This window comes from Methanomethylovorans sp. (assembly GCF_041447285.1).
GTDB lineage: Archaea > Halobacteriota > Methanosarcinia > Methanosarcinales > Methanosarcinaceae > Methanomethylovorans.
The window spans coordinates 66,721-87,448 of the sequence record NZ_JBGMEB010000014.1 but is presented as its reverse complement, the minus strand read 5'-3'; the positions used below and the strand labels follow the sequence as shown (position 1 = coordinate 87,448).

Here is a 20,728-nt window from a genome sequence, read left to right as displayed (position 1 = left end):
TATACTCCCTTAAAAATGCATACTCAACTCGCTGGTTTTTACTTCTAAGAGTATGTTTTTTCACATTATCTCAAGTTCCTCAGAAGTGCAGACCCTGCCAAATTTTGGAAAAACAAACTCTGTAGCAAAACTCTGGGCTTCTTCACTGATCGAAGTCACACAGTCGCTCAGCACAACACAGTTATATCCTCTGTCAAAAGCTCCCCTCACCGTGCCTTCAACACAGAGGTTCGTAATGGCACCTCCGAAAAGCAGAGTATCATAGTGTAGAGACCTGAGTATTTTGTCAAGGTCCGTGCCATGAAAACCACTCATAGTGTGGTGTTTTGCAACTATGATATCTTCAGGATGAGGTATGAACTCATCGATAACCCTACCCTGGAATTCTCCTTCTTCACGGGTTATTTTCGTAAAATCCAGTCCTTTGATCGGTTTCCAGAAATCTATATCTGGAAGATTCGCATTCAGAGCCTGTGATATCTGCGGCCGCAGCTCCATTATAACGAAGATTATGGGTATTTTCTCTGCCCGAAACCTTTCTATGGCTTTTACCGTACTCTTCACTATCCCTTTTTCCCGGGCGAATTTCCAGGCTCCCCACTGCGCAGCAAGCCCTTTTTCATGAAGAACGAAGTTCTGTGCATCCACTATGATAAAAGCTGCGCTATTTCTGATTATTTTTGTCATTTCCACTCCCTCTATAATATTATTGGTGCCAAGAATAATCAATACATCATATTACAGTTACCACCGATTAAAAGGAGATATCATTGCCCCACTGCTTTCTCCTTAAATTAAGATGTATTGTACCTTTTAATTACCTAAAATAAGTGTTATGTGTAACTTTATATATACCTTTCGGCACTACGATATCTGTTATATATACGAATGAGTTGCCAGATTATATTTCATTGATTATTTTAAACATACTGAGATTATCAAATTAGCTCCTCTTTTCCTCCATTCTAATTTGATGAACATTTTCTTAGAAATATCTGTTTAAGTTAATCTTCTCAATCTTATTTTGTAAATTTGTCAGTATCATAAACTGGTATGCCACAAATCTTACTATTGAATAGAGTTCCCTGCTATTCTTCTGTATTTTTCTCACATCAAAGGTTACCCTACCTTTGATGTGTCTATTTGATCTTTCAATAGGTTGCCTCGTCTTAATCTTCTCCTCAAACTTTTTATCTACTAATGCCTGATTTCTAAGATATGTAACGTCTCTAAAATGCTGTAAATCACCTTCAACCCCCCACCGCCCATTCCTGCAACAGCACTTCTGCCTGCATCAACACAGTCAGAGTAGCCTTCAGGCAATCATCAAAAAAAAGAAGATAGAAAAATATGGGAAATCAACCGATATACTGAAAAATATATTTCCCATTAATCAATAATCAGTTCAGCTATTCAGGAATTGGTTGATCTTTTGTATCAGGAGTTCACTTAATATCTTTCCATCGACCTTACCCCTGAACTCAGCCATCACCACACCCATAAGCGGACCCACGGATCCAGGACCTTTTTGCTTAACAAATTCCTGCCTTTCGCTGATCATAGCCTCAATAAATTTCTCTATCTCAGCAGTATCACTGCCTGAAAGCCCTGCTTCAGCAGCAGCCTTCTCTGCAGATATTTGTGGCTTCTGAGCAAGTATCCTAAGAACCGGGTCAATACCTTCTCTGGAAAATGCACCTTGTTCAACCAAAGAGAACACTTGCCTGAAATGATCATCACAAAGTTTGTCAATGTCCACTCCATCACGTTTAAGTTCCGGAAGCATACCCGTAAGAATTCTGGAGACAAGTGTCGGTGTTACGAGTTTCCCATCATGGAAACATGCAACCAGTTCCTCAAAAAGAGGAAGATACTGTGAATATACGATCATGTCCGCAAGCTCACTGCTTAAGTTAAGTTCTGCAGTAAACCTCTTTGATTTCTCTGTAAGCAGTTCGGGTATTAGAATTTTATCAAAATGCTCCTTTGAAATATCTGCCTGGGGTACATCAGTTTCAGGATACATCCTTGCTGCCCCCGGAAGCGGCCGCAGGTAAGAGCTGTTCCCGTCAGGAAGTGCTTTGCGTGTCTCTTCAGGGACGCCAGTAAGAGCTTCTTTTGCTCTTTTTATGACACTTTCCATAGCACCCCTGGCACGCTTCTCGACATCTGCCACCATTATGACTGCGTCGCCTTCCTTTGCACCCACAGCCTTACGCAGCTCAAGAACCTCTTCCTTAGTAATTCCATAGTTTGGAAGCTCATCAGTATGGAATATACCGCCTACTCCTGATGTTTTGGCACGGTCAGAGAATTCTGTACCAAGCCTTCTGCCAGGCTGCACTTCCCTGCCAACGAATCCTGCAAACCCTGGAAGCAATATAGCAAGCACCTTGCCTTTCTTCAAGGATTTCTGTATAACCTTGGATGTGGTCTTTTCAAAGACGTTTGTCACATCAAATATAACATCATGTACTGATGCATTTTTTGAGAGCAGTGCGTCCCTTATATCAAGCAGATTTACCTGACGCTCTACTTCCCTTTCCACAAGCAGCTCAAGGATATCCAGAGCCTGAACACCTTTTAGTTCAACTCTGGCACCTTTTGCTATTGAAATATTAACATCCTGACGGATAGTACCAAGACCACGTTTAACCTTGCCCGTAGAACGCAGCAGCATGCCTATCTGCTGTGCTGTTTCCTTCGCATGTGCAGGAGATATAATATCCGGTGCAGTGCCTATTTCCACAAGAGGGATACCCAGCCTGTCCAGGGAATATATCACCACATCTCCCTTATCCTCTATTTTCTGGCAAGCTTCTTCTTCCAGACACAGCACATCCACACCCACATGTCCTTGGGAAGTTTCCAGATAACCACCTTTTGCAAGGAAAGCAGTACGCTGAAAACCACTAGTATTGGAACCATCAACTACTATCTTACGCATTACATGCATCTGATCGACAGGCTCCATGTGTAATAGTTTCGTAATCACAAGGGCTATGTCAAGGGCTTCCGGATTGACCTCAGTAGGCGGCTCATCATCATTTTCCACAAGGCATGTGGAATCATAGGCTTTGTAACAGTATTTGCGGTTAAGCTTAGACTGTTCCAGGGCAGCCCTGTCAGTCTCTCCCATCTCACTGGCTGTGGGTCGCAGGAATCTGAAAAACTCAGAAGTTGATTCTTTTATATCCCGTATGATCGTGGGGCATCTGCAGAATAATTTTTGCTTTGAGTCCAGCTGCTGGTGGATCTCAAGTCCGCATTTCAAACCAAGAGCTCTGTAATCTAATTTATCAGCTATGTTATCAGCCATGAGAAATAATCCCCTTCAGGAATGTGATCTTGTCTACAACTTTCTGACCGTATAGTAAGGCAAGTATTAATTATTGTTCCCTATTATTGTTCTTAAGTATCTGTTCCCTTATTTGATTCCGCACAGATTCAACCTCTTCGGACTTTTCCACCATTCTTCTAATAGGAGCGATTCTAAAAGCAGGCGCAACCTTTTCAAGCCGTGCTTTTGCAAGTTCCAGAAGGTTACCGTCTATTATAGGAGGTTCTATATCCACATGTTCTCTAGGTGGCTCAGGTTCTACTTCAAGTGTACGGGATACATCCGGATGGAGACGTTTTCCTGTGATCATGGAATCAATGGCATCTTTCCACTGATTAGCCCAGGGACTATTAACGATCTCCGTGTGGTGCACTAAGTGTCTTTCTACATGCATCACATCTTTCGGGCAGGCATTCACACAGGCACCGCAATAGGTACACATTTTTTCTTGCATGGCAATCTTACCGTCTTTAGACACATACCACAAGTGGGATGGACAGACATTAAAGCAACCATGACAACCCTGCGGATCACATTTGCTCACATTAGGAGCTATGAGCGTGATCTTGCCCTCAAAGGGTTTCTTAATATCCATTGCACTATAAGGACATACTATCTTGCACCAGGTACAAAGAGTGCATTTTTTATCATCTATCAGTACCCTGCCAGCAACACGAGGAGCTTCCCCTCTTTTCTCGCCTACCACACGAATAGCATCCTCAGGACAAATATCCTGACATAGAGTACAGTAATCACATTTATCCTCATCTACCAGCAACTGCTCAAAAGGCCAGACATCTGTGGGAGTCTTTTCTCTGTCTATAAGCAGGAATGCATCGCAGAACCGGGCACATAGACCACACATGTTACATTTTTCAGTGTCAACTTCAATTTGTCCTTCCATGCCTTCCTTAAAAGGAGATACCTCTGCTTTAGTAGGCATATCCAGTTCAAGCTTGATAGCATCTTCAGGACATGCTGCCTCACATAAGGTACACGGCAGACACTTTTCGTTCGTCCTCACGAAAGAATCGTATTGAGGAAAAGCCTCATCTGTGGGGAAATTTCCCTCCTCAGTCATAGAATATGCATGCATGGGACAGAACTGGACACACATGGAACAGAAAGTGCATTTATCAAGTTCCATAATTACGGGAGGCACATCCAGCCCTGTGGCAATCTCTTTCATCGGGCCAAGTTCCAAAGCCTTTGTGGGACAAAGACCTACGCAGATACCACAGCCAATACATCGCTTGTAATCATAGTCCAGTATCTTTCTGGATCGATCACTTACCTGCCGATAGATAAAATGAGTGCCATCAACATCCATTTCCTTTTCCATGGACATGGACTTGCCATTACCCTCATCTGTCATTTTTCTCCTCCAGCAGTTCTGAACCTATGGGCCCCATCTCCTTAAGCTCATCCACGAAAGCCTCAATGGATTTAGCAAACCTTTCACCCTCGGCTGCTGATATCCATTCCACTTTCAGACGATGGGGGTTGATGCCAATGTCCTCAAGCACTCCCTGAAGCAATTCCATCCTCTTTTTTGCATTGTAGTTGGCAAATATGTAGTGACATTCACCAAGCCTGCACCCTGCTACCAGCACACCATCGGCTCCACCTTTGAGAGCCTCAAGCACGAACTCCGGATCCACACGTCCTGCGCACATGACCCTGATAGCTCTTATGTTGGTGGGATACTGTATCCTTGAAACACCTGCAAGATCAGCGCATGTATAGCTGCACCAGTTGCAGAGGAATGCCACAATGAGGGGGAATTCCGATTTCACTTCTGTGGCTGCACGCACCTGGGCGAGTATCTGTTCATCAGTGCTGTTACGCATCCAGATGGCATTTGTTGGACAGGATGCACTGCATGCACCGCATCCGTGACATGAAACCTCATCCACCGTTGCCTTTCCATTGTAGATCTTTATTTTCCCGAACTGGCACACATCCTGACATATCTGGCACCCAATGCACTTCTCCTCATCAATATGAGCGCTCTGGGGATCAGTTTCCAGTTCACCTCTGGAGAGTAATTGCATGGTTTTGGCTGAAGCTGCTATTCCCTGAGCGATGGCGGCTTGTATCTCCTTTGGACCGGAAGCACAGCCTGCTATATATATTCCTTTCACATGGGAATCCACGGGTCTCATCTTTGGATGGGCAATAGCAAAGAAACGGTCCGCACGACGGGAAATATTTAGGACCCTGGCGGTTTTATCTGCATCATCGGGGGCTTCCATACCTGTGGAAAGTACAACAAGATCATATTGTTCTTCACATACCTCAGAACTTAATGTATCCTCGAACCTCAGGAACAGCTTTCCATTGATATCCCTTTGCACCTCAGCTACTTTTCCCCGGATGAAATCGATGCCCATTGATTGGGAACGGATATAATATTCCTCATACATCTCGCCTGCAGCCCGTATATCGATATAATGGATAACGATCTCAATATCATGATACCTTTCTTTTAGTAACTGGGCATTCTTCATAGCGGACATGCAACATATCCGTGAACAATATGGGTTACCGACAGTTTCGTCCCTTGAACCTACACACTGGATGAAAGCCACTTTTCGAGGTACTTCTCTGGTGGAAGGCACAAGCACTTTTCCTCTTGTGGGTCCGGATGCATTGAGCAGGCGTTCCAGTTCCATGTTAGTTATGACATCAGGATAGACACCATAGCCGTATTCTTCCTTGCGTGTCGCATCAAATAGCTTGTAGCCGTTGGCAAGGATAATGGCACCTACTTTGAAGGAAGATGCCTTTTCCTTCATGTTATAATCAATGGCATCTGCAGGGCAAGCCTGCAGGCACAGGCCACAGCCCACACAATAATCATTATCTATGTAAGCTACCTGGGGCACAGCCTGGGGTATTGGCATGTTTATTGCCTTAGTTTTTCCCATACCCATATCAAAACGGTTGGCGATTTCTACAGGACATACTCTTGAACATTCGTCCACACAGCCCTTGCAGAGATCTTCTTTTACATATCTGGGCTTTGTTTTTACTGTTACCTCAAAATTGCCTGCAAATCCCCGAACCTCAGAAACCTCAGACATGGTCATGAGGTTTATAGACGGATGCTGCTGCACATCGGTCATTTTGGGCGCTAATACGCATATGGAGCAGTCGTTGGTGGGAAATACCTCATTAAGCAATGCCATCTTTCCGCCGATAGTTGGCTCCTTTTCTATAACGTGCACATGATAACCACTGTCAGCAAGGGTAAGAGCAGCTTCTATACCTGCAACACCAGCTCCTATGATCATTACATCCTTGTTTGCAGGCACTTTCTTGATCTGTAGCGGGTCCAGTAATTTCAAACGTGCGATACCCATGCGTATGAGATCGAAGGCTTTCTGAGTGGCGAGCTGTGGCTCTTCCATGTGAACCCAGGAACATTGTTCCCTTATATTCACCATTTCCATCATATACGGGTTAAGCCCGGCCTTTTGCAGCACTCTTCTGAAAGTGGGTTCATGCAGCTTTGGAGAGCATGCCGCCACTAGAATATGATTTAGATCGTGTTCTTTTATATCTTCAACTATGGAATCCTGACCGGAATCCGAGCACATAAATTGCAGGTCTTTCACAAGCACCACATTTTTTAGCTTGCTGACCTTCTCCTGCAGGCTATGCACATTGATTACGTGCGCGATGTTCAGCCCGCAATGACAAATATAAACCCCTATGCGCATCTTGATGGCTCCGCTAAGACTTGATGATTTTACTGAAGATATAGTTTTGGATATGGAGAGAATACAGAGAAACGGAATTTTTATGTAAACCACGGGTTTCCTGAAGAATGAACTACCAAAACCTACCAATTTCTACCAAATTGGTAGGTTCAGACCATTGCTAACTGTAAATATGAATAACAGAAGAATCAGAAAGAGCAACTACAAAAAGTATGCTTATTCCAAATACCACTGCAAATCAAATATAACATAGAATTATGAGAGTTGGCATTTAGCAATAAAAAGTATGTTTTTATAAGCATTAAAAATATAATACCCCTTTATTTCCACTGGAACTCTTGTGAATTGATAAATTACCATATAAAAGAAGAAGAAGAAGTCAATCAGGATCTGTAGATGAATTGTCTGTCGGATCCCCGCAAGCTTCACAGTTATCCCTGCGCTTGACTGCAAAAGTATCCATTCTGCTATTGAGCCCGTCCCACACGAGTAACCGGCCTTCCAGAGGTTCTCCGATTCTGAGAAGACATTTGAGCACTTCGTTTGCCTGAAGCATCCCAATTATACCAGGGGTCACACCGATGACAGGAAACACCTCTTCAGGAGGCGTATGTGGAAAAACACAGTTTAAACAAGCAGTTTTACCTGGAATGACAGTCATTACCTGACCATCAAAACCCCTGATACCTCCGTGCACGAGAGGAATACTGGTCTGCAGAGCTGCATTATTGAGTAGATACCTTGCAGAGAAATTATCCAATGCATCCACAATGATGTCAGCGTCCTTGACAAGTTCCAAGACGTTATCTTCAGTGATGGTCACATGCCTGGCAATTACATTGATATCAGGGTTTATGTCTCTTAGTTTTTCTTCGATTGAGAGAACCTTCGGTTTTCCAATGTCCTTTTCCCAGTGCAGCACCTGACGGTTCAGATTCGTCTGCTCCACAACATCTCTGTCTGCAATATCAATGCAACCAACACCGGCAACTGCAAGGTAAAGCGCTATGGGGCAACCTAATCCACCTCCGCCTGCAATGAATACACGGGATCTTTTCAAACGTTCCTGCCCTTCTTCATTGAACATCATAATCTGACGTTGGTACCGCTGCAATTCCCGTTCACTAAGCAAGATTTCACTCCTCTTTCAAATTACTTGCATACTCCAATAGTACTGCATTTGCTTCACAATCGTGAATACAACTCAATGACTTAAACTTTGTGGTTAGTATCGGATAGTGTCAGGAGATACGATCAAGAGATACGATCAAGAGATACGATCAAGAGTCTCTCTGATAGTAGCAATGAACTCTTTTGTTTCACGTTGCACATCATCACTGCATACCACTGCGGATATTGCGACAAGGCTATCAGCACCATTTTCAATTACATCCCTGCAGTTCTTTTTGTTTATTCCACCGATAGCAACTATAGGAATACTGATAGCATTTTTAACATCCATTATCCTTCCAGTGCCAATGCCCTTTCCTGCATCACTTTTAGTGGCTGTGTCGAATATAGGGCTAAGCCCGACGTAATCGGCACCATTATTTTCAGCTTCTATAGCTTCATGGATGTCATGTACAGTAAGACCTATGATCTTGTCTGCGCCAAGGATTTCTCTTGCAACATCTATTGGCATATCGTCCTGCCCAATGTGCACCCCATCTGCATCCACAGCCAGAGCAACATCTATTCTGTCATTCACCAGGAATATAGCATCATCACCGCATATTGCCTTAATCTGCAATGCTTCTGCTATCATCTCTTTTGTGCTCTTCTTTTTCTCTCTGTACTGCACAATTTTACACCCGGATACGACTGCATCCTGCACATCGGACAACGTTCCTTTTTTTGATAGACCGGAGTCAGTCACAAGATAAAAGTCGATCTCCATTAGCAGTTCCTTTTTAGTGACCATAGGTCTTCCTCGATTAATTCAGCATTCTTCTAAATTCATCATTTCTTCTGCTTTCTCATCAGAGAGATTGAATGCTTCATCATATAAGTTTACCTTGAAGCTTCCCGGCCCACGTGAGATCGCAGCTGCAAGTTCACCTGCGATCCCAAAATAGCATAGTGCATCTTTTGAAGCATCGCAGTGATCAGGATTAACGGCAGCAAATGAACCTATCACTGAAGCAGCCATGCATCCTGTTCCAACAATGGACCCCATTTGTTCATGGCCGTTCTTGACAACGAATGTCTTTTTGCCATCGCTTATAATATCTTCTTTTCCGGTCATGACAACAGTACAGGATTTCTCTATTGCAAGCTCTTTTGCAATCTGTTTAGGGTCTGCATTGATGGAAGTTGCCTCGACACCCTTTGTCTGCGCTTTTTCTCCTGCAAGTTTTGCGATCTCGGAATAATTGCCTTTGATTATATCAACATGAACAGAATCTATGATCTTTGCAGCCATGTAATCTCTGAACCTTGTTGCACCCACACCAACTGCATCGAGAACTACAGGTATCTTTTTCTCGTTTGCAGCTTTCGCAGAAAGGATCATTGCATCGATCAGCTCATTTGTTAATGTCCCTATGTTAATCACAAGGGCAGATGAGATGCGTGTCATATCAGCACACTCGTCAGGTGCATGGGCCATTACAGGCAGAGCACCGAAGGTACGTGTGATATTTGCGCAATCATAGATCGTAACCCAGTTTGTGATATGGTGTATCAGTGGTTTTGTTTCCTTTATTTTTTTCAGAGGTTTCTGCATTATTACTCCTCGTTACACGCTTAAGGCGTTCCTAGTACATTAATGTCAGTTTAAATTGACGACTCTATATTGAAAAGCAAAGTTCACAATAGTGAAATATACTTGAATTAACAATTGTGAATACAAAAAGGTTGTGACTCTGATGAATATGACTGAAAAACTACAGGACAGAATCTTACAATTGAAACAAAAACGAAATGCAATGATTCTGGCACATAATTACCAGATCCCTGAAGTACAGGACATAGCTGATATAGTAGGTGATTCACTCGAACTTGCACGAGCTGCAAAGTCAATTGAATGCGATGTAATTGTTTTTTGCGGTGTTGATTTCATGGCTGAAACAGCCTGTATCCTGAACCCCGGAAAAACCGTACTTTTACCTTCCATTGAAGCATGCTGTCCCATGGCTGCAATGATAAGAGCAGATGAAGTGCGCATGCTTAGAAGAAGATTCCCTGATGCTGCTGTGGTCAGCTACGTGAACACCACTGCAGAAGTAAAAGCAGAGAGCGATATATGTTGCACATCCTCAAATGCTATTCAGGTCGTAGAATCACTTGATCAAGAACAGGTCATTTTTTTGCCTGACAAAAACCTAGCAAGTTATGTTGCTCGTTTCTCTTCCAAAGAGATCCTGCCCTGGCAGGGATATTGCTTTGTGCATGACAGGATCAGACCTGAAGATGTACTAAAAGCACGCAGGGCGCACCCGGATGCAAAATTGCTTGTCCATCCCGAATGCAGACCGGAAGTAATCGATATGGCGGATATGGTATCTTCCACATCAGGCATGATCAAACATGTCTGTTCAGCACCGGAAGAAGAATTCATCATAGGCACAGAGATAGGAATCCTGCACGGATTGAAAAAACAATGTCCTGAGAAGATATGTTATCCATTATCTTCCCAGGCGATATGCACCAACATGAAACGAACCGATCTAACTAAAGTCTGTGAGTCACTGGAATTACTCCAACCCAGAATAACTGTACCCGAAGATGTAGCAAACAGGGCACGCAAGGCGATAGAAAGGATGCTGGAAGTGTGAAAGGGGGTTATACCCTTTTATCCAAAAGTAAATGTTCAGGAGAACTGAGGGATATTTAGTTATCAAATGTAACATAAAATTTAAGACTTTCTTTCAAGCTTAGCCCTGCCTTTTGTGCTTCATGCAAATGTAAAAAAAATCTATCCTGAGCATCATATACAGTAGTGGTTCCTGGTTTTCCAGGAAATGAATTACAATAAATCTTATAAAATTCGTCTGCTGAAAGCAAATTATCATAAAAATTTAAAAGATCTTTGACTATAAGGTTATTAAAAATATAAATTTCTTTTCTAAATTGAAAGTATAAGCCTAATTGATCGTATAATTGGAATTTATCTAAGTCAATTTGCTTAGGACCAATAATACTCTGTAACTTGCCTGGGTTATAGTGTGAATCTGGATTCTCTTTCTTTATAATAGGATCTATGATTTTCTCAATCTCTGTTATTTCATGATAAAAACCTGTAGCAAGACTTTTCATTTGTTCAGATCTTTGATTTTTCCACTGTTTATCAGACACGTAATAACCAACTAACGCACCCACAATTATGTACAAAAGTGAAGAGACAAGTGAAAATCCTTCTTTCAAAAAAGATTCAGTTAACGATTCATTTAACATAAAACACCTTATACATACAGCTATGAATATTTTTATATATAAAGCTGTTATTGTTTAAATGTATTTAATCATGCATAAACATACCTTTCAATATGAAGTTTCCTTTCTTAAAAATAGAACACAGAACGGTGTTTTCACCCGCCATAAACAACCCGGATTATCTGCAGCTCATTCTCATTGCACAGGGTTGTATCTTCGGGAATTATCTGATTGTTCATTATCACGATCACTGAACTTTGATTAATTCCCAGTTGATGCAGCAGAATATCTAGCCGGGTAGATTCTATTTCTATCTCTTCGGATTCGCCAGAAGGTAATTTGACTTTCATGACATCACTTTTAGTTTCATTTGTGTTTCTTTGGATTCGTGCATCTTCCGAGCAATGTGCTCAGGCTGTCGCTTGAGACAATCCCCACGAGCTGATTATTTTCATCAACTACAGGAAGAGCTGAAATCGCCTTTTCCTCCATGAGCTTGGCAACCTTTGCAATCGATTCTTCAGGGGTTGCAGTAAATACATGACGGGAAATGATCTGGTCAAGGCTCTGATATCCACAGGCTACAGCCTTAGCTATATCCCACGAAGTAACTATACCCGCAAGCTTTCCAGCTTCTCCGATGACAGGCAGATGGTTCACCCCATTTTCTATCATGATCCTGGCAGCATCGTTCATAGAAGAGTGCTCACTAATTGTCTGGCTGTCCTTCATCACATCACGCACCAGCAATCTGTCAAGAAACTGGCTGATCATATAGTTCAGCTGGCCTGATTCCAGCAAGAAAGCATCGTGTCCATAGTTCGAACGTATCTCACAGTACTGGACCTCAATATCATTGGCAGTCAACGCACTTACGATCTCTTCAGACTGATATGGAGGGTAAAGCCAGTCAGAAGTTACCGATATCACCAGAAAGGTCGGCCCTGCCTTTGAAAATGCAGCAGACAAGGAGCCATTGATGCTAAGGTCAAAGTAATCGATGGCCTTTGTGATATACAGATAAGAATTAGCATCAAAACGCTTGGTAAATGATTCTCCCTGATGATGCAGATAACTTTGAACCTGGAACTCAGTTGAGAAATCATATCCTATTACCTCTTTGTTCTGCAGATTGCGGCCAAATTTGTTGTGCATGGAGGCATCCGAAAGATAGGTAATATGCCCGATCATTCTTGCAAGTGCCAGGCCGCGTTCCGGAATTGTGCCGTTGGAGTATTCTCCTTTGTTCCACTTTGGGTCGGCCATGATAGCCTGCCTACCCACTTCATTAAAAGCTATCTGCTGGGGAGTAGATCTGGCCGTTGTTGCTATTGCAACAACTTTACGTACCATTTCCGGATAGGAAACCGACCACTGCAAAGCCTGCATGCCACCCATGGATCCACCCACCACAGCCAGAAGCTGTTGTATGCCAAAATGGTCAACAAGCCTTTTTTGCAGATTGACTATGTCTCCAACTGTGATGATAGGAAACGATAGACCATATTTTCCACCGGTTTTCGGGTTAATGGACGAAGGACCTGTTGTCCCGTTGCATCCTCCAAGAATGTTGGAACTAATGATAAAATAATCATCTGTATCCAATGCCTTTCCAGGTCCTATTACTGTATCCCACCATCCGGGACGGTCTTCACCAGCATGATAACCCGCAGCATGAGCATTTCCTGAAAATGCATGGCAAATAAGAATTGCATTACTCTTTTGCTTGTTAAGCCTGCCATAGGTCTCATAAGCTATCGTAACCGGACCAAGGGATGAACAACTTTCAAGGATCAATGGCTCATTAAATGTTAAGTGTTCCGTTTTTGTTATGCCGACCGATCTTTGCATATATCACACCTTTTCAAGAGCCTGCTCAAGGTCTTCGATTATGTCTTCAATATCCTCGATACCTATGGAGAGACGAATATAATCCGGTGTGACACCTGTTGCTATCTGTTCTTCAGGAGTCAGCTGCTGATGAGTAGTAGTAGCCGGTTGGATTACCAGGCTCTTGGAATCACCTATGTTCGCAAGATGTGAGAACAGTTTAAGATGATTGATGAACCTATTTCCTGCTTCTGCACCACCCTTTATACCAAAACCCAGCAGTGCACCATATCCTCCCTTAAGATATCTGGATGCAAGCTCATGGCTTGGATGATCTGGTAAACCCGGATAGTTCACCCATGATACCTTCGGATGGCCGGATAGATACTCAGCCACCCTTGAAGCATTCTCAGAGTGTCGTTGTATCCTTAAATGTAGCGTTTCAAGCCCCTGTAGTAACAGGAACGAGTTAAATGGTGAGATTGCCGCACCTGTATCTCTTAGAAGCTGCAGCCTTACTTTGAATATAAAAGCTACATTTCCAAGTCCTGGGAAGTTGGAGAAAGTGTCCCAATATCTCAGACCGTGATAACTGGGATCTGGTTCCGTTAGTTCCGGGAATTTACCGTTGTTCCAGGCGAACTTTCCGGAATCCACTATTGAACCGCCTATGGTGGTGCCGTGCCCTCCGATGAACTTTGTTGCAGAGTGTACAACAATATCAGCTCCGTGTTCAATAGGCTTTACAAGTCCAACAGCAGTCGTATTGTCCACTACAAGAGGTACTCCGGCTGCATGGGCAATGTCCGCAATTGCCCTGAAATCGGGAATATCCAGCTTGGGATTGCCTACAGACTCAATGTAGATAGCTCTAGTTTTTTCTGTTATGGCATGCCTAAAGGCTTCAGTATCGCTGGAATCCACAAAGATAGATTTTCTTCCCAGTTTAGGGAAAGTGTAGTTGAGAAGTTCGTATGTCCCTCCGTATAGATTATTACCTGATACTATCTCGTCACCTGGCTGAGTGATAGCCAGCAGGGCATAGGTTATAGCTGCTGAACCGGATGCAACGGCAAGGGCACCTGTGCCGCCTTCAATGGCTGCAATGCGCTGTTCTAACACATCCGTTGTTGGATTCATGATACGAGTGTAGATGTTGCCAAGCTCCTTTAAAGCGAAAAGGTTAGCAGCATGCTCGCTATCCTTGAATACATAAGATGTTGTCTGATATATTGGTACAGCACGTGCTCCTGTTGTCGGATCAGGTTTCTGTCCGGCATGTAGTGCAAGTGTTCCTAACCTGTAATTTTGTGTTGTCATAATTAACCCCTTTTTACCTGAAGTTCATATTTGTCAGCTATATCCTGAAATGTTTCTGTAAGGTAACGGACTTTTTCCCAGGAAAGTCCGTATGTGTTCAGTTTCCATACACGTGTAGCTCCGGCGAATTCCCCTATTATGCCTCTTTCTGAAAGTTCATCCGAAAGGAAGAATCCCCTGCGTTTATGACGTTGAGCGATCATATCAAAGCTGTGCGTGGTATCAACCTTGGACAACGTATGCTTACGTGGGTACTCGGAAGCTACGTTGCTGCCTTCTATGGAGAGCAATCCATCGATGAAGTAATTTGATTTTTTTACTTCTTCTTCCCAGTGGTTCACTCTCTCCTTTACAGTAGGGAATGATGCCATCATACCCAGCAATGTCGAACCCATCAGCGTACAGCCAAGCATCTCAACCTCCTTTACACCGAACTTGCGCTGAGTGATATCGCCCACCATCTGCGTGGTCCGGAATATCCTGGGAGCCCATTCACTGGTGGTTGCCAGCACACCCGATGGTGCAGGCGATGCCATGCTTTTATGGCCTGACCCTACTACGAAATCAGCATCAATCTCCTTCCCATCAACTGGCATAACGCCTACGGTATATGCCCCGTTGTACAGGAAGGGAATGTCGTACTGATGAGCAACTTTTGCTATACTTTTCACATCATGCTCGTTGGCATACTGATAATCGAAGTGATCCATCATCACCAACACTGGCAGTTTGCCTGTTTCTCGCCTGACAGCCTCTATTTTCTCTGCAGTGGCATCTGCGGTCACAAGATTTTGCTCGTTGAGAGGGACTTCTCTTACTATTCCTCCTGCTTCTTCAACTGCCAAAAACTCTGTGTAATGGGCCAGAGCTGAAACTATCACCGGATCGCCTTTACCTACCAGTGTGGATGCAACTGCCTGAAAGCCGCGCCTAGCACCTGGAACTACACGTGCAGCGTCCATGTTCAGGAAACTGGCAAGTTGTTCATGAAATGGAGCAATAGGCGGACTGCTGATCTTGTCCAGCCTGAAAGGTTTGCGGCAGGCATCACATGTGGAATAGCCATCTCCATAGGCTATGAGTGCCTTGCGTGCTTCAGGCGTAAGCCTGCCAGCTGCCTGTATCGGCTGGATATTGATGTAGTTCTCCTCACGGGACCGTATGTCAATGGTCCCTGCTATTTTCCTAATCTGCGGAGTGCCGGTACCGGCTTCAAGATCATCTAATATCGTCCTTACTTTGCTAACACCTTCACGGATAATACGTTCATCTTCCGGACCTGTGGTATTGGGAAGCCTCTGCCTGAGTCTTTCCCTGATATCCTCAAGGGTAAATAGAGCCTCAAATGTTTTCTGTGTGCGTAGATCCATATTTATCATTCGATTAACTGCGAGAGGTCGATTAAACCAAAGCTGAGACCCGGATTCGAACCGGGATGAAATGGATCTGCAGTCCATTGCGTAGCCGTTCCGCCATCTCAGCATACAAGCTAATTCACAATTGTGAATTGGCAATTCTAAATTACAATATTTGTATTTAAAGGTGTCGTAAGATTACAGAATATTATCATCAAAACAGCATAAACCTGAACAAGAGAGGCATATCTTAATAAATAAAGAGTAAATCTACAAAACATGGATATTTTATCAATGATCATGACAATTGGTGGTTTATGCCTATTTGAAACCATCAGTAGTATAGATAATGCCATCATCAATGCACAGGTATTATCTACAATGGGAGAGAGAGCACGCAAATGGTTTCTTATATGGGGCCTAGTTTTTGCGGTTTTTGTGATCCGTGGACTATTACCTTGGGTTATAGTCTGGGCAAGCACACCCTCTTTAGGACCAATTGGTGCTCTTACTGCAACATTCAGTAATGACCCTAAAGTATTAGAAGCAATAGAAACTGCGGCTCCTGCATTGTTAATGGGCGGTGGAGTGTTTCTACTGTTTCTATTCCTTCATTGGCTGTTCCTGGAAAAGAAGAATTTCGGGTTGTGTGGAGAGCCTTATTTCATGAAAAAAGGTGTATGGTTCTTTGCAATTGTATCAATAATACTATCTATCATCGTCTGGTATAGCCTGAAAATTAACTACCTTGTTGCTTTCAGTGCAGTACTCGGTTCAACAGCCTTTTTCATCACTCACGGCTTCAAGGAGAATGCAGAAAAAAGCGAAATGGACCTTGTACAAAAAAACATGTCAGATCTGAGCAAGATATTCTATCTGGAAATTATTGATGCAACATTCTCTATAGACGGTGTTATCGGAGCTTTTGCATTTACCCTCTCAGTGCCACTGATAATCATCGGGAACGGACTTGGAGCCTTTGTAGTCAGAGAACTAACAATAGGTAACATTGATAGGATCCAGAAATATATGTATCTAAAGAACGGAGCAATGTATTCTATATTATTCCTTGGTCTGTTTATGATCATGGACGGTTTTGGACATCATATTCCCTCATACCTGTCCCCCATGGCAACATTTTTGATAGTGGGCTATTTCTTCTATAAATCAAACAAGGAACTAACTACTCCTGAAATAGATTCCAGTTGCTTATTAAAACAGAATTAAAACATAGTTCAGAAATAGAATCAAAGTAAACAAAGAGGCTGACTAAAAAATGTCAGCCTTGTTGCCTGCGATGCAGAGCATACATCTGTACTTTCTTCATCTTTGCAAGGTTAAGGATCCTTTGCATTTCCTCTTCTTCTATTACTCTTGCATTGATATAACCACAATCTGCAGCTTCATTGAATATCTCATATCCAATGGATGAGCGGGTCAGCACGGATGTCCAGCCATCTGGAGTTCCGACACCTCCAAAAGAGATGTCTGTATTTTCAGAAGCCATATCAGTGCAATATTTGCATGAGCTGCTACGGAAAGCATCAAGTTCCTGAAGATCAAAGCTTTCTTTTGAAGCTGCTGTTGTAACCTCGAGGCGACCTTTTCTGATCTTCATTGCTTCGATGTCCCCAAGGCGCATATTCTTGCCCTCAATAAACTGCTTCAGGCCTCCGTAATCAAAACTGTCCATGCAGAATAGACCCAGTTTGAGTATCTTTGCCCTCATAAACATGTGCAGGAAACCACGGGGGCTTTTTTGCATCTTATAAACAGCATCTATGTTGCAGCTTGGGCCAACAAAAGCGATACTGCTCATACCCTGGCGAATAGCGCTCATCAGGGCATCCATTGTCATACTGTGACTATATATACTACCTGAAGACTGCAGAAGGTCATCATAGGTTCTTGCCACAATTGATACCGGTTTCCATGGCTCTTCTTCAGAGCTTGCAGTAACCACAGCACAATCGATCAGACCTTCCTCAAGGCCATATGCAAGCATAGCAGTTACTACTCCCCCATCCTGTCCCTTTATCTCTTTGAGGTTGGACTGGGCTGCATAGGCTTCACGCAGGGCACCTATTAAGCCATCTTCTGTAGTAATTGTTCTGGGACACTGATTGTAGCATACACCACATGCAGTACATTTCCCCGTCAGCTTAGGTTCTCCTTCATCTAAAGAAATAGATTCACATGTTGAGGCACAGGCACCGCACAATGTGCATATTCCGGGCTTGATGATATCATTGCGTAGTTTTGCAAAAGAGATTTTCTCTTTCTCTTGCAAAGAGCGCTTAAGACGGATAGCATTCCTTTCGACCTTATCCATCGAGTGGTTGTAGGAAATCGGACTCATATTAAGATCTATTCTCCTACGTTCTCTTATAATATCTATGTCCCTCAAAGGAACATGTTTACAATCTGCACTTGTCAGCATCTTATTCACCTGCATGATGATGCCTGATGTTTTTCGATCAGTGATATCTGCAGGTCTGAAATGGCTGCACTAATATTTAATTTTTATTTTAATTAACAATTATTTAAATTGATAATAATTTTAATTATCAATAATGCTATATTCAGAACATATCTTCAGGCCCATGAATATTCCAGGCTTCCTCTTCCACTTTTCTTATGATATCCTTGAGCGGCAAATTCCATTCTTTTGCAACCCTCTTGCAGTCTTCGTATTCTGCGGAAATATGCAAAATTTCCCCGCTAGCGTCTTCAGCGATTTTCACAGGGATGTCATATGCTTTTCCACGTATGACTATTCTAACGTTATCCATCCGCCTGTCGGCTGTATAACGATGTTTTGTAGGGATCACACGAATTCCCAGAGTGCCTGTTTCCCGCATGATCTCACGTGCAATATTTGCACTATGTTCGGGTTTGGTGATAACTTTAATAATATGCCCGGTGCGCCCTTTTTTCATAGTCGCAGGAACAATAGCAACATCCCTGGCACCGATAGAAAGCAATTTTTCAAAGAGATTACCCAGCACTTCTCCAGTCACATCATCCACATTTGTTTCCAACACCTCAATGGAATCCCTGGACAAATCGCCTTCTGTATCTATAAGAGTGCTGCGCAGTACATTAGGATCCTCGGTGTCCGCATCTCCTGCACCATATCCTATAGATAGAACCTTTCCCCTAGGCAAATTCTCAATCGGTTTGGCAAAATGACCAAGAATAGCAGCCCCAGTGGGTGTGAGAAGTTCCCGTTTTCCAAAGCCATAGAAGGTCAGACCTGTCTGCTGTAAGATCTCAAGGGTAGCAGGGGCCGGTACAGGCATAGAACCATGAGCTGCCTTTACTCTGCCCCCTCCAACATTAATGGGTAGGCAGTATATTGCATCAGCACCTATCTCGTGCATAGCAAAACAGGATCCTATGACATCAGCTAAAGCATCGTTCTGGCCAACTTCATGAAAATGCAGTTCATCAAGAGATTTATCATGTACCTTTGACTCAGCTTTAGCCATTATCTCAAAAATAGCCAGAGCACTGTGTTCGACCTTTGGAGACAGACCTGCATTCTTAACGATATCAACCAATTCATGATAATGACGCTCATGTTCTTCATGATCTACATCTATATGCACATCTACCGCAGAAATGCCTCTTTTGTTCGCCTCGCCAATCCTTACTGATACGTCCACTGAGGACTCGATGATCTCACGTACTTTTTCTCTGTCTGCTCCCAGAGAAATAAGGGTTCCAAGGATCATATCTCCAGAAGCACCTGAAAAAGCATCAAATATAATTGATCTCATGTCTTTATCTCCTCAGTTTTTCCACCACGCGCCTTAGCAGCATTGTTAGCAATCCTTGCAGCAAAAGCACCTGCAACGAATCCTGCATCAATGTTCACTACCGAAAGCACAGAACATGACTGCAGCATAGAAAGCAGTGCAGCCTCACCTTTAGCTCCAGCTCCATAACCGGTAGATACAGGTAAACCAATGACCGGTACATCTACAAGCCCTGACACAACCGTAGGTAATGTGCCTTCCCTGCCAGCAGCCACTACAATGGAATCCGGCTTATGTTCCTGAAGCTTGAGCATCTCTCCTACAAGTCTGTGAAAACCCGCTACACCCACATCATAGATGGCAATAGTCTCACATCCCATTTCTGAAGCTACTATACGTGCTTCTTCGGCAACTGCAATATCAGCAGTTCCAGCAGAGATAATCGCGACCATACCTCCTGTTTTTGGTGCAGGTGTGCCATTATGTGCAACCACTGTTTTCTTATATTTTCCCCATTGCAGCTCTTCGGGGCTAAAGGCATCTTCGAGTAGCTTTACATTAATTTCATTAAGACGTGTAATGAGCACCCTGCCACATGCAGTTACATGTGCTTGCGCTATCCTAACCACATCTTCTGGCTCCTTGCCTTCCGCAAGGATAGCTTCCATTATACCCGTACGATTACTTCTACACGTATCGATCTTGGCAATGTCGGATACAGGCACGTAACCCATGCTACGTATAAAAGATTCAGCAGCATCAATATCTGTTTCGTTGTTTTTTATCTTAAGCAGGATGTCTCTTAGGTCCATGTTCACACCCGAATATTGGAGTAAAAGTTTAAGATGCTTTCCCAGTAACTAAGACTAAAACTTCAAAAAAATCCACACGATGACTCTTATTTCATACTTTGCACTACTCCTTAAAAACAAGATAGTTTTTTATAGCAATATGTTTGTTCAAACATAACGCTAAAAACAGTAAAAGTCTAACAGATATTGCAATGAATGGAAAAAGGGTATA

17 protein-coding genes and 1 tRNA gene are annotated in these 20,728 nt (G+C 43.1%); 2 read left to right on the top strand and 16 right to left on the bottom strand.

Features of this window, described 5'->3' with window-relative positions:
- Positions 1-60 precede the first annotated feature (60 nt).
- The 7 genes from ACC612_RS08875 to thiM all read right to left on the bottom strand — a co-directional run bounded on the left by ACC612_RS08875 (position 61) and on the right by thiM (position 9,790).
- Positions 61-687 (bottom strand): cysteine hydrolase, encoded by a 627-nt coding sequence (locus tag ACC612_RS08875; protein ID WP_371854169.1) that lies wholly within the window; start codon positions 685-687, stop codon positions 61-63.
- 718 nt (positions 688-1,405) lie between these two features.
- The gene (gatE, locus tag ACC612_RS08870) at positions 1,406-3,319 is read right to left on the bottom strand and encodes a Glu-tRNA(Gln) amidotransferase subunit GatE (RefSeq protein ID WP_371854168.1); all 1,914 of its coding nucleotides are present in this window, start codon (positions 3,317-3,319) and stop codon (positions 1,406-1,408) included.
- 70 nt (positions 3,320-3,389) lie between these two features.
- Positions 3,390-4,715 carry a 4Fe-4S binding protein gene (locus ACC612_RS08865; protein WP_371854167.1) on the bottom strand — a complete coding sequence of 442 codons (1,326 nt, stop codon included), beginning with the start codon at positions 4,713-4,715 and terminating at the stop codon, positions 3,390-3,392.
- Entirely contained in the window at positions 4,705-7,065 is a 2,361-nt protein-coding gene (hdrA2, locus tag ACC612_RS08860; RefSeq protein ID WP_371854166.1) for a CoB-CoM heterodisulfide reductase HdrA2, read from the bottom strand. Before hdrA2 ends, ACC612_RS08865 begins: the two co-directional genes overlap by 11 nt.
- 379 nt (positions 7,066-7,444) lie before the next feature.
- Positions 7,445-8,197, bottom strand: a complete 753-nt coding sequence (locus ACC612_RS08855; RefSeq protein WP_371854165.1) for a ThiF family adenylyltransferase — start codon at positions 8,195-8,197, stop codon at positions 7,445-7,447.
- Between the two features lie 135 nt (positions 8,198-8,332).
- The gene (thiE, locus tag ACC612_RS08850) at positions 8,333-8,986 is read right to left on the bottom strand and encodes a thiamine phosphate synthase (protein ID WP_371854164.1); all 654 of its coding nucleotides are present in this window, start codon (positions 8,984-8,986) and stop codon (positions 8,333-8,335) included.
- Positions 8,987-9,004: 18 nt separating this feature from the next.
- Complete coding sequence (gene thiM, locus ACC612_RS08845) at positions 9,005-9,790, bottom strand: hydroxyethylthiazole kinase (protein ID WP_371854163.1); 786 nt, start codon at positions 9,788-9,790, stop codon at positions 9,005-9,007.
- Between the two features lie 139 nt (positions 9,791-9,929).
- Between thiM and nadA the strand changes: the two genes are divergently transcribed.
- The gene (gene nadA / locus ACC612_RS08840; RefSeq protein ID WP_371854227.1) at positions 9,930-10,841 is read left to right on the top strand and encodes a quinolinate synthase NadA; all 912 of its coding nucleotides are present in this window, start codon (positions 9,930-9,932) and stop codon (positions 10,839-10,841) included.
- 55 nt (positions 10,842-10,896) lie between these two features.
- On the opposite strand, the gene ACC612_RS08835 is transcribed toward nadA, so the two are convergent.
- The 6 genes from ACC612_RS08835 to ACC612_RS08810 all read right to left on the bottom strand — a co-directional run bounded on the left by ACC612_RS08835 (position 10,897) and on the right by ACC612_RS08810 (position 16,071).
- The gene (locus tag ACC612_RS08835; protein ID WP_371854162.1) at positions 10,897-11,460 is read right to left on the bottom strand and encodes a hypothetical protein; all 564 of its coding nucleotides are present in this window, start codon (positions 11,458-11,460) and stop codon (positions 10,897-10,899) included.
- A 134-nt stretch (positions 11,461-11,594) separates the two neighbouring features.
- On the bottom strand, positions 11,595-11,789 hold the full coding sequence (locus tag ACC612_RS08830) for a MoaD/ThiS family protein (RefSeq protein WP_371854161.1): 195 nt from the start codon (positions 11,787-11,789) through the stop codon (positions 11,595-11,597).
- Positions 11,790-11,805: 16 nt separating this feature from the next.
- Entirely contained in the window at positions 11,806-13,290 is a 1,485-nt protein-coding gene (locus ACC612_RS08825) for a homoserine O-acetyltransferase (RefSeq protein ID WP_371854160.1), read from the bottom strand.
- 3 nt (positions 13,291-13,293) lie between these two features.
- Entirely contained in the window at positions 13,294-14,589 is a 1,296-nt protein-coding gene (locus ACC612_RS08820; RefSeq protein WP_371854159.1) for an O-acetylhomoserine aminocarboxypropyltransferase/cysteine synthase family protein, read from the bottom strand.
- A gap of 2 nt (positions 14,590-14,591) precedes the next feature.
- Positions 14,592-15,968 (bottom strand): O-phospho-L-seryl-tRNA:Cys-tRNA synthase, encoded by a 1,377-nt coding sequence (gene pscS, locus ACC612_RS08815; protein ID WP_371854158.1) that lies wholly within the window; start codon positions 15,966-15,968, stop codon positions 14,592-14,594.
- Positions 15,969-15,999: 31 nt separating this feature from the next.
- Positions 16,000-16,071, bottom strand: a tRNA-Cys gene (locus ACC612_RS08810).
- A gap of 152 nt (positions 16,072-16,223) precedes the next feature.
- Here ACC612_RS08810 and ACC612_RS08805 point away from each other — a divergent pair.
- Positions 16,224-17,171 (top strand): DUF475 domain-containing protein, encoded by a 948-nt coding sequence (locus ACC612_RS08805; protein WP_371854157.1) that lies wholly within the window; start codon positions 16,224-16,226, stop codon positions 17,169-17,171.
- A gap of 52 nt (positions 17,172-17,223) precedes the next feature.
- Here the strand turns inward: ACC612_RS08805 and ACC612_RS08800 are convergent, their stop codons facing one another.
- The 3 genes from ACC612_RS08800 to larB all read right to left on the bottom strand — a co-directional run bounded on the left by ACC612_RS08800 (position 17,224) and on the right by larB (position 20,517).
- Positions 17,224-18,384: a Coenzyme F420 hydrogenase/dehydrogenase, beta subunit C-terminal domain gene (locus ACC612_RS08800; protein WP_371854156.1), complete on the bottom strand. Its 1,161-nt coding sequence runs from the start codon at positions 18,382-18,384 to the stop codon at positions 17,224-17,226.
- A gap of 142 nt (positions 18,385-18,526) precedes the next feature.
- Positions 18,527-19,726, bottom strand: coding sequence for a nickel pincer cofactor biosynthesis protein LarC (gene larC, locus ACC612_RS08795; RefSeq protein ID WP_371854155.1), 1,200 nt, complete (start codon positions 19,724-19,726; stop codon positions 18,527-18,529).
- Positions 19,723-20,517, bottom strand: coding sequence for a nickel pincer cofactor biosynthesis protein LarB (gene larB, locus ACC612_RS08790; RefSeq protein WP_371854154.1), 795 nt, complete (start codon positions 20,515-20,517; stop codon positions 19,723-19,725). The genes larC and larB overlap by 4 nt, the downstream gene beginning before the upstream one ends.
- Between the last annotated feature and the right edge of the window lie 211 nt (positions 20,518-20,728).

Excerpts from the sequence above, each read along its gene's own strand:
- ACC612_RS08805 (WP_371854157.1), top strand. The coding sequence starts at position 16,224 with ATGGATATTTTATCAATGATCATGACAATTGGTGGTTTATGCCTATTT.
- thiM (WP_371854163.1), bottom strand. The coding sequence starts at position 9,790 with ATGCAGAAACCTCTGAAAAAAATAAAGGAAACAAAACCACTGATACAC.
- thiE (WP_371854164.1), bottom strand. The coding sequence starts at position 8,986 with ATGGTCACTAAAAAGGAACTGCTAATGGAGATCGACTTTTATCTTGTG.
- ACC612_RS08825 (WP_371854160.1), bottom strand. The coding sequence starts at position 13,290 with ATGCAAAGATCGGTCGGCATAACAAAAACGGAACACTTAACATTTAAT.
- ACC612_RS08875 (WP_371854169.1), bottom strand. The coding sequence starts at position 687 with ATGACAAAAATAATCAGAAATAGCGCAGCTTTTATCATAGTGGATGCA.
- ACC612_RS08865 (WP_371854167.1), bottom strand. The coding sequence starts at position 4,715 with ATGACAGATGAGGGTAATGGCAAGTCCATGTCCATGGAAAAGGAAATG.
- hdrA2 (WP_371854166.1), bottom strand. The coding sequence starts at position 7,065 with ATGCGCATAGGGGTTTATATTTGTCATTGCGGGCTGAACATCGCGCAC.
- pscS (WP_371854158.1), bottom strand. The coding sequence starts at position 15,968 with ATGATAAATATGGATCTACGCACACAGAAAACATTTGAGGCTCTATTT.
- ACC612_RS08835 (WP_371854162.1), bottom strand. The coding sequence starts at position 11,460 with ATGTTAAATGAATCGTTAACTGAATCTTTTTTGAAAGAAGGATTTTCA.
- larC (WP_371854155.1), bottom strand. The coding sequence starts at position 19,726 with ATGAGATCAATTATATTTGATGCTTTTTCAGGTGCTTCTGGAGATATG.
- ACC612_RS08800 (WP_371854156.1), bottom strand. The coding sequence starts at position 18,384 with ATGCTGACAAGTGCAGATTGTAAACATGTTCCTTTGAGGGACATAGAT.
- ACC612_RS08820 (WP_371854159.1), bottom strand. The coding sequence starts at position 14,589 with ATGACAACACAAAATTACAGGTTAGGAACACTTGCACTACATGCCGGA.
- larB (WP_371854154.1), bottom strand. The coding sequence starts at position 20,517 with ATGGACCTAAGAGACATCCTGCTTAAGATAAAAAACAACGAAACAGAT.
- gatE (WP_371854168.1), bottom strand. The coding sequence starts at position 3,319 with ATGGCTGATAACATAGCTGATAAATTAGATTACAGAGCTCTTGGTTTG.
- ACC612_RS08830 (WP_371854161.1), bottom strand. The coding sequence starts at position 11,789 with ATGAAAGTCAAATTACCTTCTGGCGAATCCGAAGAGATAGAAATAGAA.